Raw genomic sequence first — 15,726 nt, 5'->3', positions numbered from 1 at the left:
TTAATCACTTAGTGATAAGCTTTATCTAATAAGGGAGTATGACAATGGAAAGAAATACATTTGATATTTTAAAAATGCAATTAGTTGAGTATTTTAAACAAATTGAAAAATATCAAATTCATCAGCGGAAATGACGCTGAAAGCGAAATAAAGAACATAATTTATATTTAATTAATTTATTTAATAAGAGTTATCAAGTTATTAAGATTTTGGATTATTTTAATCATTCAGAGATGTGATCGGCAAAAGATTTAAAACAAAATCAGTTAGATATTGATAGTTTTCGTAAAGAAATTGCTACTAGTAGTCATAGTAAATTACAAGTATTAACAATTGTATTAACTAAAGTTATTCATGAACCATTGCTTTTTAGTAATAACGATGGGATTGTTTTTGTTAATCCAGAAACTTTAGTTGCGCAATTGAAACCAATTTATTCACAAATTGATCAAATTGAAACCATTACTTTTCAAGAAAAACCTAGTAATGATGACGAAGTTTTTGATCCGAAGTCAATTACTAGTGATGATTTAAAAGAAGGTTCGTTATTGCAAAAACGAATGAAGGATTTTCATAATTTAACAACTAAGCAAAATATATTTTTAGCTTATGTGTTTACATTTATTCCCTTGCTATTACCAATTTTAGTGCCATTTTTTGTGCCACAAATTCGTGAGATTTTGCAAGGAAAAAATGATAATAGTTTAATTGATGGGGGATTTGAGTCACAATTAATGTTAGGTGGTTCTTATAAACATTTAATTTTTCAAGCTGGTCAGTTTTGGCGATGAATAGTTTATCCATTAGCGGGTGACAATATGTTTAATTTATTTTTATCGTGTTTAGTTATTTTTTATTGTGCTCGTTTAGTTGAGTCATTTTATAAACCATGAAAGTTAGGGTTAATTATTCTTTGTACAACAGTAATTGTTGGCTTTACTCATTCAGTTGTTGCTAGTGCGATGTATCATTTTAAGTCGCAAAAGATACCAAATATTTTAACAGGACCTTTATATTGAGCATGAATGGTAATTCCACCGCTTTATATTTTTAGTTTTACTAAAAAGGATTTTTCAGCTTTTGTTGTTCGCAGAAGATTAATTTTACCAACAGTTTTTATGTTGGTAACATTTATTTCAAGTGGTGACCGTTTAGCAATGCCATTAGTTTTGACTTTTTTTGTTAGTTTTTTTATTAGTTATTTTTTAGGTTATACTAAGCAAGCATGAGAATGAAAGCGCGGTGTTGCTGTTGTTGTTGTTTTAGTATTAGTGTTAGTGGTATTAATTTTGTATTTAACTAATAATCGTTTTTTTACTGATGAAGATGGTTGAACTCATACAATTCTTGAAGATTATGTTAAGCTAGGTTTAATTTCACAGGAAAAATTAGATATTTTTGGTATATTTAGATAGATGATGTCAAAACGCTTATCTTATTTAACATGAGATCAATATTTTATGAGTGTTGCTAAAGTTTCTGCTTTAAGGAGTAAAGACCCTAATACGCAAGTTGGTGCTTGTATTGTTAACGACCGCCAGCAAATAATTGCTACTGGTTATAATGGTTTACCACGACTTTTAGATGATGACAACTATCCTTGAGCTCGGACAGGAAAATTTTTAGAAACAAAATATCCATATATTGTTCATGCGGAATTGAATGCGATTTTAAGTGCCACAGTTAAATTAGAAAATAGTGTTATTTATGTTAGTTTATTTCCTTGCAATGAATGTGCAAAAGCAATTATTCAGTCGGGAATTCAAACCATTATTTATGAAGAAGATAAATATGAAAATACCGAAAATAATATCGCTGCTAAAAGAATGTTAGGTGATGCTAATGTGGTGTTAAAGAAATTGGCGTTTAGCGAAATTACAATAAAGGTTTAATTAGTAAAAAAACTACGCTATAGCGTAGTTTTTATTTGTCAGTATAGGGAAGGATAACTTTTAGAGTATCCGGTTCTTCGCGTTTAGCAAGGTGCTTATCAATACCATAATAGTTATTATTAGACATTTTAATCTTATCAATATAGGTTTTTGCGAGTTCAACTTCTTCGTAGAAATCAATTAGGAATCAGTCAAGAAATTTAATTGTTAGGAAATCTTTGGCTTCTTGACAGGTTGCAATTAGAGTATTAGTTTTTTCAATAAATTGCAGTTTGTAAGTCAGATATTTTTCCATTAATTCTAATAAACTTTTTTCATGATGTGCTTCTGGTTGGGTTGGATTAACAATAAGTATTTCATCCCGACCAATTAAATAATTATATATTTTTCTTGTATGTAAGACTTCATCTTGTGCTTGAATTTGAAATCAAGTACTTGCTCCGGGAAATCCAAGCGTGTTACTAACGGAAGACATTACATAGCAATCTAATTGTAGTTTGTTATGGTCATCAGCATATTTATTTAATAGACTATGAATATTGGGATTCATTTTTTTCCTCCTTGATGAGTAGATTTATTATTACTAATTTATTTTATTACTTTTTTTCAATTTATAAAATGTAATTTTCCAAAGTCAATTGCCTTATCTTCAAGACCGTCTTGTTTTATTTTCGCAATGGCTTTGTCAACAATTGTACTAGCACCCAAAGGAAAAATCCGGTTATATTCTTGTTCTAATTGTTTAATACTTTTTAAAAAGAAGTAACGACTAATAATGGCAGCACATCCGACAGCAAGAAATTTATCTTCGGCGTGGGTTGTAAATGATAACTTTAAATCATTATCAGCAACATTAAGAATTTTTAAATATTCTTCATATTTTTTTTTGTTAACAAATTGGTCAATAATTACTTTTTTGCAGTTAACTTTATTGGCAAGTTTTCTTATTACTTGATGATGCCCAATGGTTTTTAAAATATGACTGTTTTGATATGTTTCATATAACTTATTGTATTGGCGGTTATTAATGATGATAGTACTATATTCTAATTGTTGGATTAATTGTTTAGCGATAATATTAATTTGTATTGTTGATAAGACTTTAGAATCACGAATTTTTAATGATTTAATTAATGCTAAATCTTTTTCTTTAATATAACAGGCTGTTACTACTAAGGGACCAAAAAAATCACCAACGCCTGATTCATCACTGCCAATAATATTAATTTGTTCTTTTAATATCATCTCTGGTTTTCATTTGTTTCATTGTGTTTTAACTTCATCTTCATCACCACCTTGGAAAACGATTTTTAAAGAACGATATAATAAAATAGTTATATTATGGTATTTGTATTTAGCAATAATGTTAGGATTATTAACAGGTACTTTATAGGCATCATAATAGGTTATTACTTGGTTTTTATTTTCTTCACTCAGTTGTAAACTGTAAGTTGCCATCATATTCCCTTCTTTCACTCTTAAATATTATCATAATTTTTGTTGGCGTATAAATATAACCCAAAATTTATTGCTTTTTATATGCAAAAAGGAGGTTAAAGAATGATAAAATATTATGAATGATTTTATTTATTTTTTAATTTTATTAAAAAGATTTAAAAGGAGAAATATATGCCCGAACTACTAAAAAACAGGTATAATTACCAGTCAATTCAAGATTTGGCTTTGAGAATTAGAGCTGTATATCCTTTGTTTAAGATTGATAATTTTATTAATGACATTATAGACGAAACATGAGATAAGTTAGAACTGAAAGCTCGTATGAGGAAAATTACTATGAATTTAGGAAGGTATTTGCCAAGTGATTATGAACAAGCACTTGAAATTATTGATAAAATTATAGCTCATTATCCTGTAGGGTTTAATGACTTTACTTTAATGTATTTCCCTGATTTTGTTGAAATCTACGGACAGAATGAAGGGCATTGGAATTTGTCAATAATTGCATTAGAACGGTATACTAAATTCTCATCTTCTGAATTTGCAGTGAGACAATTTATCATAAACCATGAAAAGCGTATGATGCAACAAATGCTCGCTTGGTCTAACCATGAGAATGAACATGTGCGACGACTTGCTAGCGAAGGTTGTCGCCCGCAATTACCTTGAGGCCAATCATTAGCAAGTTTCAAAAAAAACCCTTACCCAATCTTTGATATTTTAGAACAATTAAAAGATGATCCTTCACTATATGTTCGTAAAAGTGTAGCCAATAACTTAAATGATATTTCCAAAACACATCCTAATCTAGCTACAAAAATTGCAAGGGAATGGTATGGTAAAAACAGCCGTACTGATTGGATTGTAAAGCATGGTTGTAGAACACTTCTAAAAAAAGGCAATAGGGATGTACTGGACATATTCGGGTTTAAAAATATTGATTGCGTGAATGTGGATGATTTTTCTTTGAGTGTTGAGTCTATTTTTATTGGAGCGGAGATGAGTTTTTCCTTTAAGATTGAATCAAAAAAAGCGGTCAAGTTACGATTAGAATATGGTATTGATTATGTGAAAGCAAATGGTAAACGAAATTGTAAGATATTCCAAATCTCCGAGATATCTTTAAACGCAAACACGAAGAAATCTTATACAAAAAAACATTCATTTGCAGATGTAAGCACAAGAAAACATTATCCAGGTATTCATTCACTTACGCTTATTGTGAATGGTACTGAATGAGATACATTGGATTTTGAGATATTAGCTACTAAATAGTATTCACAAAAAACACAAAACTAAGTTGGTATTGATAATAGGCACGAATTACCTATTACTAAAAATGGTTCAAAAACAGGTAAATGAGCTAAAAACTTCTCTACTGTTTTCTAATTTAATTAAAAACTTAACAAATCTATTATTAATTACGAAAGTAATATTTTTTGTATTCATATTTTGATTATTTTTCACCATTTTAAATTAAACAAATGATATAATTTAAGAGAATTTAAAACTCGTGAATTGCAATTAAGACATTGGAACACATTTTTACAACATAATCTACCAAAATAGAAACTCCATCATATTAATTAAGAGTTTTATTTATAAATTGTTTCTTTGTTATAATTTAAATAATATTATTTTAAAAGGATGGCAGTAAAAATGATTAAAGGTGTGGGAATTGATATTGTTAGCATTAAACGAATGCAATTAAAAAAATCATTTATTAATAAAGTATTACATTTAGAAGAAATTAGTTATTTACAAACAATTAAAAGTGAAACCGAAAAAAAACAATTTTTAGCAGGAAGATGAGCATTAAAAGAAGCATTGTATAAAGCAATAAATAATGTTAATGAGGTTTTAATTTTTTGTGAAGTTAATATTCAATTAGTAAATAAGCAATTACAATGGATTGGATTTGAACATAATAGTTGATTATCAATTAGTCATGAAAAAGAATATGCCGTTGGTATGGCAATATTAACATTATAAATATACGACAGCAATATCTTTTAACTTAAAAATCGGTGCTATCTTTTACAATAAAATGGGAAAGGTAGGTGATATAATGTTAAATAATCTTGTTTTAGTAGGAAGAATTGTTAATCCGCCAGAAATTATTCATAATCAAACTGGTGAAAGAACATCAAAAATGATGCGATTAACTATTAGTGTAACCCGACCTTTTAAAAATAAGTTAGGTCATTATGATGAAGATTATCTTGTTATTAAAGTATGAAATAATTTAATTGCTGATATCGTATCATTTTTAGTAATTGATACGATGATTGCTATTAAAGCTAGAATTCAATCATTTCAATATAAAGATAATGAGAATCATTATTTGGAAATTATTGCTGATCGCATTATGCGGGTTGGTCATTATATTCTTGAATAAATAATCTGCTTGATAATTATTACCCTTGATATTTTTATTATTTTATTACATAATAAAAAGTGTAATTTAGTAGTAATTATATAAATTATATTTAAAAATTGGATTGGTCTACTCCAATGGTAAAGATAGCCAGTTTTTTAAAATTATTTAAAAAACTATAGCAGTTCAGGCATGTACTCTGCAATAAAAAAGTTTGTTTAATTTTAAAGATAACTTAATTTATCTTTAAAAAAATTAGCACTTTAATTTTTATTTTTTATATAGTAATCAGAAAGGAATATTAGATGTGGATCCAAATAAGGTATTTTTAATGCGCAGAATTAACCAAATAATCCCAATACCTAAGTTTTTCAATCAATTTTTAGATTTATCTCAGAATCTTAATTGAGATGAATTTAAAGAAAAAATTATTAGTTATGAAACTGAACAACGAATAAAAAATCTTAATAAAGAAAATTACAAAATGCCTAATATTATTAAAGATGAATATTATAAATTTCGTAATGATTATTTGCTTTTTTTAGATATGGATGAAGATATTGAACAAATAAAATTAAATTTTAAGGTCATTGAGGTTGATAAGCGTATTGCTGTAAAATTAACTAATACTAATATGACAATTAGTTATAAGTTTTGTTATTGGACGAAGTCAAATAATAGAGATTCATTAAAATGTATGGAAAATTTATTAAAGTTAGGGGCTGACCCGAATGCCGTAGCATTTTCTGGTTTTGGTAGAAATCCACTTCATTTAGCTAAAAATAGTGATAAAATAAATCTTTTGTTAGATAATGGTGCTAATATTAATCTTCAAAATGTATTTGGCGATACTGCCCTTTTAATAAATACAAGAAAACATCTCATTTGTTATTCGCGTCATAATGTGAAAAATTATCTTATCAATGTACAAACTTTATTGAATCGTGGCGCTAATATTTATATTAGGAATCGTGATGGTATGAATTTTGGTAAGTTAATTGCTGATTCTAGATCTTTAAGCGGTAAAAAAGCAATTATGGAAGTAGTTAATAAATACAAAATTAATATTGAACAGTTAGCAAAAAGAGCCGTAGATGAAGCATCACAACTTCAGACATTAGAAGAACAAAATAGTCTAAGAACAGTTAATGAATCGGTAAGAAAATTAAGTGCCGAGCAATATGCGAGGAACAGGTTTGAGCAAGAAAGCGAGCGTGTAGGAGTAAATTTCTCAGAAGATGCTTTTTTAGAACCGTCGTCTTGTTCAGTAGCAAATTCATTGGCAATTAAAAATGAAATTGAAGATTTTCAACCTGATACAATGAATTTTGCCCTTAGTAATTTTAATAACTATCGAATGGATTTTGAAGTTGATGCTGTTGATGATTGTCAAATGGATTTTGAAGTTGAACAAAGTTATACTTTACCTGCGTTGTCAGACACTACTCTAAAAACTATTAAACTTAAAGATATTTCTTTGCAAACATACAAAAAAGAACCAACAAGAAAGTTCATCAACAAAAGTGTTAAAGAATGAGACAAGCAACAACAAGCATGGCCAAGAGAAACAGAACAACTAAAAAAAGAAGCAACATCATTTAAACAATTGCAAACAGATAGAGAATGGGCCGTAAGAACTAAAGCACGAGACAGGCAAGAATTTTTAAAACAGAAAAATAAATTAGTTCAATATGAAAAAATGCAAGAAGCAAAAGAAAAAAGAAAGTTAGAAAATAGTCGTAAACTTGAAGCAGAGACTGTCAAAGTAGCAAAAAAAAGTAGAGAGAAAAAAACAAAAAGAAAACTTCTTATCTAGTTAAAATTTAATTTAAAATAATTAGCAAAGTAATGGTATTTAATTAGACGAGGAGAGATTATATATCGGACAAAATATTAGTAAAGAAGATAGCAAAAATAAATATATATATAGAGTTTATGAAGAAAAAAATCGTTCTATTAATGAACATATTAAATTTGATGTTTTATCAAAAATGAAAGACTTTGAAACTTGAACAATAAAAAATCAAAATCAAGACAAAGAAAATATTTGTACATATGTTAACATTTGAATTCCTAAGGGTACAACAATTAATTCAAGAGCAATAAATATTGTAAATAAACTCGTTAGCTTAGTTAAAACTAATGATATTTTAGGATTTAAAAAAGCATATCAAAAATTAACAAATTATAACTTTGAAAATGCTGCCATTAAATATGATATCAAAAATTATCGTAATATTTTTGGAGTCGGCAATCAAAGGATTATTTTTCCAACAAGTAAAATGATATTTTTAATAAAGCAATTATATTTACAAGGTGAGAGTTTTGAAACCTTTCTTAATTTAGAAGGGGAAGCTAATGTTTTGCAAGAATAAAATATTAATATGTTTCTAAATAATATCTTAAAATTAAATAAAAGGAATGAGAATATTTGTTAGCGACAATTCAACAAGAAAAAGTAAAGTGTATTAATGAATATATTAAATTTGATATTTTATCAAAAATGAAGACTTTTAAAGTTTGAATATTAATAAATGAAAGAGGAGATGAAATAAATAACTTGGAATATATTTATTATTGAATTCCTGATGAGAAATTGTTTGACTTTGAAATCTATAAGCGAATAAGAAGTCTTTCTAAATTAGTTAAAATTAATGATATTTTAGGTTTTAAAGAAAAGTATGAAGCAATAACAAATTATAATTTTGTTAATAGTGCTATTGAATATTATGTCGGAAATTATCATCAAATTTTTTCAAGAAAAAAATTTGATGTTGATTTTTTAATGAATAAAACAAGGAAAATGTTAAATTTTTTTAAAAAAATCTATTTACAAGGTGAGAGTTTTGAACAATTTCTCCAAAGATAAGGCAATAGTTAAAGAACAATAATAATTAATGAAAAGAAACGATTTAATGGAACTTGAAAAAAATATTTATAATGCGTAAAAATAATAATTTAGAATTGCTGTCCTTATTAATTTCAAAGGGAGCTAATATTAAAAATAATAATGATAATACCCTGCTTCATATTCCAATAATGTTGAATTGTGTCAGAGATGCAAAATTATTATCAGCAAGTGGTGCTAATATTGAAATGATTGAATTAATCTTAGAAAAGGGCGCTGATGCTAATATCAAAGATAATGCTGGTAGGTCGGCACTTTATTTTGCTAGAATAAGAAAAAATTTAGATATAATTAATCTTTTATTAGCAAATGGGACAAATTTAAATATCTAAAAATTAAGAAATTTTAATTATCTAAATAGTAAATAAATAGTAATTTATTAAAAAATAAAGGGAGAGAATATTTATGAATGAAAAAATTAGTGCGGAAATAACAAAACGCATCAATGAATATATTAAATTTGATGTTTTATTAAAAATGAAAGATTTTCAATTATGAAAAGTTACCAATGCTTGTCAAGAAGTAAAACAATATGCCTATATTAATCTTTTGTGTGCTCAAATTAATAAACGGTTTAAAAATGATTCTGCTACCAATCAATCAATTGAAAACTTAATTCGGTTAACTAAACTTAATGATGTTGTTGGGTTTAAAGTAGCGTATCAAAAATTAACAAATTATAATTTTGAAGCCGTTGCTATTAAAAGTCTTAAAGAGCACTATATGCATTTTATGTTTGATAATGAATATGGAATATATTTTCAATTTAAAAATTATAATTTTAATAGTTTTATTGACTTTATGCAAATAAGAGAAAATAATCATCGTTTATTTTCAGAACCAAAGGTAGGACAAAGAGCTGTGCCCGATGAATTAGATAAAGGTATGGGCAAAAACGAACAATGTACGATAGTTAAACGCCAAGCGCCACCTGTGCCCCCAAAACCAGCAATGAAACCATTAAATATGTTAGATAGTGATGAACTTCGTAATGCGATTGTTAATGATTCTAAACAACCAAATGCGCAACGAAATAATTGAAATCCTTATGATAAAGTTGCTACAGTATTGACCAAAAATAAAGAAGGAATTGCTACTAAGCGTCAGGCGCCACCTGTGCCTGTAAAGCCAGCAATGAAACCAGTAAATTGACAAGCAAAAAATGAACAAGGAACAAAGCCTAATTTAGAAATGGACGATTTGAAAATGACTCTTAATCGGGAAATAGAACAAGTGGTCGCAAAAAGAAATGAGTGCAATCTTTATCAAGATGAGTTTGATAGTAATGGGAATTTTAGAACATTAGACAATGGAAATAAAGAATATGGTAATTCGCAATTAGCAAGTATATTAAATCCTGTGGTTGAAGAATTTAAACAAAAATATAACATTGGGAATTGTAAAACTTTAGATGAAAAGCCAGACGATGAATTTACTGCCCTGTAATTGTTAAAAATAAAATTTTATAACTAAGAAATCATAGTAGCTAAGGTAATTTAAAATTACCTTAGCTTTTTACTTTTTATTAAGCGTAATAGTTTGTTATTAGATTTTATGTTAAAATTAAAAACAGAATAGAAATTATCGTGAGGTGAAACAATGGAGCAGTATTTAAGTTTATGTCGTCAGATATTAGAAAAAGGTCAAAATAAACCTAATCGTACCCTTATTGATACAATTAGTTTTTTTGGTTATCAAATGCGGTTTGATTTACAAAAAGGGTTTCCACTATTAACAACAAAAAAAGTATATTTAAAAGCTGTTATTTATGAATTATTATGATTTATTAAAGGTGATACTAATATTAGAACATTAGTTCAAAATAATGTTAATATTTGAAATGAGTGACCGTATAAAAAATATCAAAATTCACCTGATTTTAAAGGTGAGCAATTACAAGATTTTATTTCTAAAATTAAAAATGATGAGCAATTTGCTAAAAAATATGGTGATTTAGGTCCAGTTTATGGTAAACAATGGCGAAATTTTAATGGTATGGATCAATTAAAAAATTTAGAAAAGCAATTAAAAGATAATCCCCATTCACGAAGACATATTTTATCTAGTTGAAATCCTGAGGAAATTGAAGAAATGGCATTACCGCCTTGTCATACATTATTTCAATTTTATGTTAGTGCTGACAATAAATTATCTTGTCAGTTATATCAAAGAAGTGCTGATGTATTTTTAGGTGTTCCTTTTAATATTGCTAGTTATGCTTTATTAACTTATATGCTAGCATCTGTTTGTGGGTATGAAGTTGGTGATTTTGTGCATACAATTGGTGATGCGCATATTTATACTAATCATTTAGAACAAATAAATGAACAATTAACAAGACCTCCAAAAAAATTAGGCAAATTAATAATTAATCGTTCAGTAACTTCAATTTTTGATTTTAAATATGAAGATTTTTCATTATTAGATTATGAATCGCATCCGGCGATAAAAGGACAAGTGGCAGTTTAATTATGGTAATTTTGGTATGAGCAATGGATAAGAATGGTGTTATTGGTAAAGATAATAAATTGCCGTGGTGTTTAAATCAAGAATTACAATATTTTAAAGAAATTACTATCGGAAAAACAATTTTAATGGGAAGAAAAACTTTTGCTAGTTTAAAAGTTAAACCTTTATCACAAAGAAAAACTATTGTTGTTAGTTGAAATCCTAATTATGAATTTAATCATCCTGATGTAATTGTGAGTAATGATTTAGAAGGGATTTTAAAACAATATGAGCATAGTGGTGATGACTTATATGTTTGTGGGGGGGCTTTGATTTATCAAATCGCAATCCCCTATGCCAGCAAATTATTTGTTTCACTTATTAATGATTCATATGGAGGCGATACTTATTTTCCAGAAATTGATTTCCATCAATTTAAAGAAATTAGTAAGAAACAATATGATAAATTTGTTGGATTAATTTATGAAAGGAAAGTTACTAATGAATAAATGAAGAGTAATAATTACATTGCCATATTTGCTACAAACTTTAAGAAAAGCAAAAAAAATGACAAAGAAAGTGCTTCGTGATCCTAATTCAGTATCAGAAGAATATCGTTATAAATGATTGCAAAAGCGAGCGCGATATTTTGCATGGTTATATAATGTTAAAGTTTATCCCCAAGGATTAGAAAATTGAGTTAATAATAAGGGATGTGTGATGATTGCCAATCATCAATCAAATTTTGATGCTTTATTATTACTTTTAATTAATGATTTTAGTAAATTTGCTCCCTTAGCATTCATTGCTAAGCAAGAATTACAAGAACATAAAATATTTAAACGCTTTGTACAATTAATTGATGTGTTATTTTTAGATCGTAATAATCCAAGGCAAGCATTAGAAGTTTTTAGTGATGCGAAAATGTTAATTCGTGTCCCACGAACAATGGTTATTTTTCCAGAAGGAACGAGAAGTAATAGTTCAACAGTACAAGAATTTAAGCCAGCAGCACTTAGAATTGCGTATCAAGCATATGTTCCAATTATTCCGGTTGCTATTATTAATTCGTATGAAGTTTTTAATAAAAAATCTCAAGGAAAGAAAAAAATTTATCTTGTGATTCAAAAACCATTAGACCCTGCTAATTTTATTAATATTACTACTGATAATTTAGCAAGAAATATGCAAAGTAATATTCAAAAAATCATTAATAATTTTAATTTAAAAAATAAGGATGAAAAAAAATAATGTGAATGTTAGATTTAATTAATAAGAAAAAACAAAATCAACAATTAACAACAAAAGAAATTGATTTTATTATTAGTGGTTTTACTAAGGGTGATATTCCTGATTATCAAATGAGTGCTTTTTTAATGACTGTTTGATTTAATGGTTTAAATAATCAAGAAACATTTGATTTAACAAAATCATTAATTAATTCTGGTGATTCATTAGATTTATCATCAATTAGTGGTTTTAAAGCTGATAAACATTCTACAGGTGGTGTTGGTGATAAAATAAGTTTACTTTATGCTCCTTTGTTAGCAAGTTTTGGCATTAAGGTAGCAAAAATTTCTGGAAGAGGATTAGAACAAACTGGTGGAACAATTGATAAGTTAGAAGCGATTCCTAATTTTAATGTTAATTTGCAATGAAATGATTTTTTAAAAGTAATTAATGAATGCGGAATGAGTATTATTAGTCAAACGCAAGATTTTACTCCGGCTGATAAGAAAGTTTATGCTTTAAGAGATACTACGGGAACTGTTGATTCCATCCCTTTAATAGCAGCCAGTATTATGGCTAAGAAAATTGCTATGGGTAGTGATGGTCTTGTTTTAGATGTTAAGTGTGGTAATGGTGCTTTTATGAGTAATTTAAATGATGCTAAAAAATTAGCAAGACTAATGTTACAAATTGCTCAAGAATTAAAGGTTAAAACCGCTGTTATTATTAGTGATATGAATCAACCATTAGGAAGAATGATTGGTAACATTTGTGAAGTTTATGAAGCATATGAATTTTTACAAGGTAAAAATCAAGATTCAGCATTGTTAGAACTTGTAACCTCTCTAAGTGCAATTAGTTTATTACAAGCAGAAATTTGTAGTAATTTTGATGAAGCAAAACAAAAATGTATTGAGCAACTAAAATCATTAGCGCCATTGAATATTTTTAAACAATTTATTAAACAGCAATCTGGTGATATTGATTTTGTTACTAATTTTGTTTGAAAAGATGCTGTTAAATTTGTTATTGAAATTAAGGCATCAGTTTCAGGATTTGTTAATTTTCATAACTGTTATGGTTTAGGTAATTTAGCAATGCATTTAGGAGCAGGAAGAGAAACAAATTATTCATCAATTGATTATATGGCCGGAATTTTTATTAATAAAAAAACCCAAGAAAAGGTTAATGCTAATGAAACGGTATTAACTTTATATACTAATATTAATAATGTCAGTGAGTTTACAGCAATGGCAAAAGAATTATTTACAATTGAACAATCTTTACCGCTAATTAATAATATTATTTATGAAATAATGCAATAAGATAATTAAGATAAGGTGGATAACTAAATATGAGTAAATATCTGATTAACATTGATAATTTTCAAGGACCATTAGATTTACTTTTACATTTAATTAAAGAAAAAAATCTTGATATCTTTACTGTTGATGTTAGTATGATTACAACGCAATATTTAGATTATTTAAATAAAATGGAAACATTAAATTTAGATATTGCTAGTGAATATTTAACAATGGCAGCATATCTTTTGGAATTAAAATCACGGCGATTATTACAACAGACTAATTTAGAAGAAGATAATAGTGATTATGAAGCCGATAATCGTCAAGAATTAATTCAAAAATTATTAGAATATCAAACTATTAAAGAAACAACTGGTTTTTTTAAAGAACAAGAAATTGTTCGTCAGCAAGTTTTTACGAGACCAGCAATTGTTTCTAATTCTCAACAATATGCATCGTTAGCAAAGGAAACTAATTGAGATTTTAACTTAGAGCAGTTGAGTTTTCAATTACAAGAAGTGTATAAAAGGTATCAATTAAATATGCCAATAACAACACGCGTGGCTAAACAACAAATATCACCACAAAAGCGGGCATCAGAAATTTTTAATTTTTTAAAACAAAATCCCCAAAAAAGTTATAATCTTTATGATATTTTTGTTGAAAGTGATAATATTACAAATAATTTGCTTGTTGTTAGTTTTAGTGCCATTTTGGATTTAGTTCGTAGTCAGCAAATATACATTGAACAAGCAGATATGTTTGCTCCCATCACATTAAAATATCGAGGTGAATTTAGTGAAGAAAATGAATAATTATGCTTTAATGGAAGGATTAATTTTTATTGCTGGTGAAGAAGGCATTAGTAATCAAAAAATTGCTAAAAAGTTAAATCTTAGTCTTAATCTTGTTAATGAAATGTTAATTACTATCCAACAGCAGTTAGAAGCGGATGAATCGCGAGGCATAGCATTAATGAATAATAATAATGTTTTTAAGTTTATGACAAAACAAGAACATTTTAATATTTATGAATCATTAGTTATTGAGCAAACTAGTAAATTATCAACGGCTGCATTAGAAACGCTAGCAATTATTGCTTATAAAGGTCCAATAGTAAAAAGTGAAATTGAAAGTATTCGTGGTGTTAGCAGTGATTTTATGGTTGCTAAATTAAAAGCCCGAGAATTAATTGTTGAATTGGGAAGAAGTGATGCTCCGGGGCGACCAATATTATATGGTGTGAGTCAATATTTTTTAGATTATTTTAATTTATCTTCGTTAGATAAATTACCACCATTACCAGAATCTTTTTTTGATAAAGATGAAGACACTAATTTGTTTATTAATTAAGGATAATGATAATGAAAAAAGAACGATTACAAAAAATAATTGCTATGCGTGGTTATTGTTCACGGCGAAAAGCAGAACAATTAATTTTAGCAGGTAAAGTTGCAGTTAATGAACAAATTATTACGGAATTAGGATTTAAAGTTGAAGTAAATGCTAAAATTACTGTTAATGGTGAATTATTGCCAGCAGAACAAGAAAATATTTATTTAGCTTTTAATAAACCAATTGGCTGTATTACTTCTTTGGATGACCCCCTCGGAAGAAAAACTGTCTTTGATTATTTACAAGATATTACTGTGCGAATTTATCCGATTGGCAGATTAGATTATTATACTAGTGGGTTATTATTATTAACTAATGATGGTAATTTTGCTAATTTAATTATGCATCCAACCCACGGCATTAATAAAGTTTATGAAGTAGCGGTTAAAGGTAAAATTACTTCCACAACGATTAATAATTTATTAAATGGTGTTTTAATTGATGATGATTTTTTAGCTAAAGCAGTACAAGTTAAATTATTAAGAGTAAATAGTAAGCAACAATCTTATATGTTAGCAATAACAATTCAAGATGGTCACAATCAACAAATTCGGAAAATGATTAAAGCAATAAATGGTAAAGTTTTAGCATTAAAACGGGTTGCTGTGGGAATATTAACCCTTAGTGGTATTAGTGAAGGTCATTATCGGTTATTAACAAATAATGAAGTTAAGCAATTAGAAATAATGGCGAAAAAAAATAATCCCTAAG

General features: G+C 27.3%; 19 protein-coding genes. 17 read left to right on the top strand and 2 right to left on the bottom strand.

What is annotated here, in order from left to right; translation table 4 throughout:
• Positions 1-44: 44 nt before the first annotated feature.
• Together AAHF53_RS03080 and AAHF53_RS03075 are read left to right on the top strand one after the other, a co-directional pair.
• Positions 45-1,415, top strand: a complete 1,371-nt coding sequence (locus AAHF53_RS03080) for a hypothetical protein (protein ID WP_342189434.1) — start codon at positions 45-47, stop codon at positions 1,413-1,415.
• Positions 1,416-1,892: a dCMP deaminase family protein gene (locus tag AAHF53_RS03075; protein ID WP_342189433.1), complete on the top strand. Its 477-nt coding sequence runs from the start codon at positions 1,416-1,418 to the stop codon at positions 1,890-1,892.
• 31 nt (positions 1,893-1,923) lie between these two features.
• On the opposite strand, the gene AAHF53_RS03070 is transcribed toward AAHF53_RS03075, so the two are convergent.
• On the bottom strand, positions 1,924-2,442 hold the full coding sequence (locus tag AAHF53_RS03070; protein ID WP_338966731.1) for a ferritin-like domain-containing protein: 519 nt from the start codon (positions 2,440-2,442) through the stop codon (positions 1,924-1,926).
• 38 nt (positions 2,443-2,480) lie between these two features.
• Positions 2,481-3,353, bottom strand: a complete 873-nt coding sequence (gene rnhC, locus AAHF53_RS03065) for a ribonuclease HIII (protein ID WP_338966732.1) — start codon at positions 3,351-3,353, stop codon at positions 2,481-2,483.
• 168 nt (positions 3,354-3,521) lie between these two features.
• On the opposite strand from rnhC, the gene AAHF53_RS03060 reads away from it, so the two are divergent.
• The 15 genes from AAHF53_RS03060 (at position 3,522) to AAHF53_RS02990 (ending at position 15,725) form a co-directional block, all read left to right on the top strand.
• A complete protein-coding gene (locus AAHF53_RS03060) occupies positions 3,522-4,625 on the top strand; it encodes a DNA alkylation repair protein (protein ID WP_342189432.1) in 1,104 nt (367 codons plus the stop codon).
• A 372-nt stretch (positions 4,626-4,997) separates the two neighbouring features.
• Positions 4,998-5,342: a holo-ACP synthase gene (locus AAHF53_RS03055; RefSeq protein WP_338968470.1), complete on the top strand. Its 345-nt coding sequence runs from the start codon at positions 4,998-5,000 to the stop codon at positions 5,340-5,342.
• 76 nt (positions 5,343-5,418) lie between these two features.
• The gene (locus AAHF53_RS03050) at positions 5,419-5,748 is read left to right on the top strand and encodes a single-stranded DNA-binding protein (protein ID WP_338968472.1); all 330 of its coding nucleotides are present in this window, start codon (positions 5,419-5,421) and stop codon (positions 5,746-5,748) included.
• A gap of 310 nt (positions 5,749-6,058) precedes the next feature.
• Complete coding sequence (locus AAHF53_RS03045) at positions 6,059-7,543, top strand: hypothetical protein (protein WP_342189431.1); 1,485 nt, start codon at positions 6,059-6,061, stop codon at positions 7,541-7,543.
• A 175-nt stretch (positions 7,544-7,718) separates the two neighbouring features.
• Positions 7,719-8,102: a hypothetical protein gene (locus tag AAHF53_RS03040; protein WP_342189430.1), complete on the top strand. Its 384-nt coding sequence runs from the start codon at positions 7,719-7,721 to the stop codon at positions 8,100-8,102.
• A gap of 56 nt (positions 8,103-8,158) precedes the next feature.
• The gene (locus tag AAHF53_RS03035) at positions 8,159-8,596 is read left to right on the top strand and encodes a hypothetical protein (RefSeq protein ID WP_342189429.1); all 438 of its coding nucleotides are present in this window, start codon (positions 8,159-8,161) and stop codon (positions 8,594-8,596) included.
• Between the two features lie 71 nt (positions 8,597-8,667).
• A complete protein-coding gene (locus AAHF53_RS03030; protein WP_342189428.1) occupies positions 8,668-8,967 on the top strand; it encodes an ankyrin repeat domain-containing protein in 300 nt (99 codons plus the stop codon).
• 73 nt (positions 8,968-9,040) lie between these two features.
• The gene (locus AAHF53_RS03025; RefSeq protein ID WP_342189427.1) at positions 9,041-10,081 is read left to right on the top strand and encodes a hypothetical protein; all 1,041 of its coding nucleotides are present in this window, start codon (positions 9,041-9,043) and stop codon (positions 10,079-10,081) included.
• 153 nt (positions 10,082-10,234) lie between these two features.
• Positions 10,235-11,104, top strand: a complete 870-nt coding sequence (thyA, locus tag AAHF53_RS03020; protein ID WP_338968514.1) for a thymidylate synthase — start codon at positions 10,235-10,237, stop codon at positions 11,102-11,104.
• A 2-nt stretch (positions 11,105-11,106) separates the two neighbouring features.
• Positions 11,107-11,592 carry a dihydrofolate reductase gene (locus tag AAHF53_RS03015; protein ID WP_342189426.1) on the top strand — a complete coding sequence of 162 codons (486 nt, stop codon included), beginning with the start codon at positions 11,107-11,109 and terminating at the stop codon, positions 11,590-11,592.
• Positions 11,585-12,334 (top strand): lysophospholipid acyltransferase family protein, encoded by a 750-nt coding sequence (locus AAHF53_RS03010; protein WP_338968518.1) that lies wholly within the window; start codon positions 11,585-11,587, stop codon positions 12,332-12,334. The genes AAHF53_RS03015 and AAHF53_RS03010 overlap by 8 nt, the downstream gene beginning before the upstream one ends.
• The gene (locus AAHF53_RS03005) at positions 12,334-13,638 is read left to right on the top strand and encodes a thymidine phosphorylase (RefSeq protein ID WP_342189425.1); all 1,305 of its coding nucleotides are present in this window, start codon (positions 12,334-12,336) and stop codon (positions 13,636-13,638) included. Before AAHF53_RS03010 ends, AAHF53_RS03005 begins: the two co-directional genes overlap by 1 nt.
• 29 nt (positions 13,639-13,667) lie before the next feature.
• Positions 13,668-14,435, top strand: coding sequence for a segregation and condensation protein A (locus tag AAHF53_RS03000; RefSeq protein WP_338968522.1), 768 nt, complete (start codon positions 13,668-13,670; stop codon positions 14,433-14,435).
• Positions 14,428-14,973 carry an SMC-Scp complex subunit ScpB gene (gene scpB / locus AAHF53_RS02995; protein WP_338968945.1) on the top strand — a complete coding sequence of 182 codons (546 nt, stop codon included), beginning with the start codon at positions 14,428-14,430 and terminating at the stop codon, positions 14,971-14,973. Before AAHF53_RS03000 ends, scpB begins: the two co-directional genes overlap by 8 nt.
• 11 nt (positions 14,974-14,984) lie before the next feature.
• Complete coding sequence (locus tag AAHF53_RS02990) at positions 14,985-15,725, top strand: pseudouridine synthase (protein ID WP_338968524.1); 741 nt, start codon at positions 14,985-14,987, stop codon at positions 15,723-15,725.
• Position 15,726: the final 1 nt, after the last annotated feature.

It is taken from the genome of Spiroplasma endosymbiont of Dilophus febrilis (assembly GCF_964030685.1).
Lineage (GTDB): Bacteria > Bacillota_I > Bacilli_A > Mycoplasmatales > Nriv7 > Nriv7.
The sequence above is the reverse complement of the archived record's forward strand: the minus strand, read 5'-3'. Positions and strand labels throughout refer to the sequence as shown.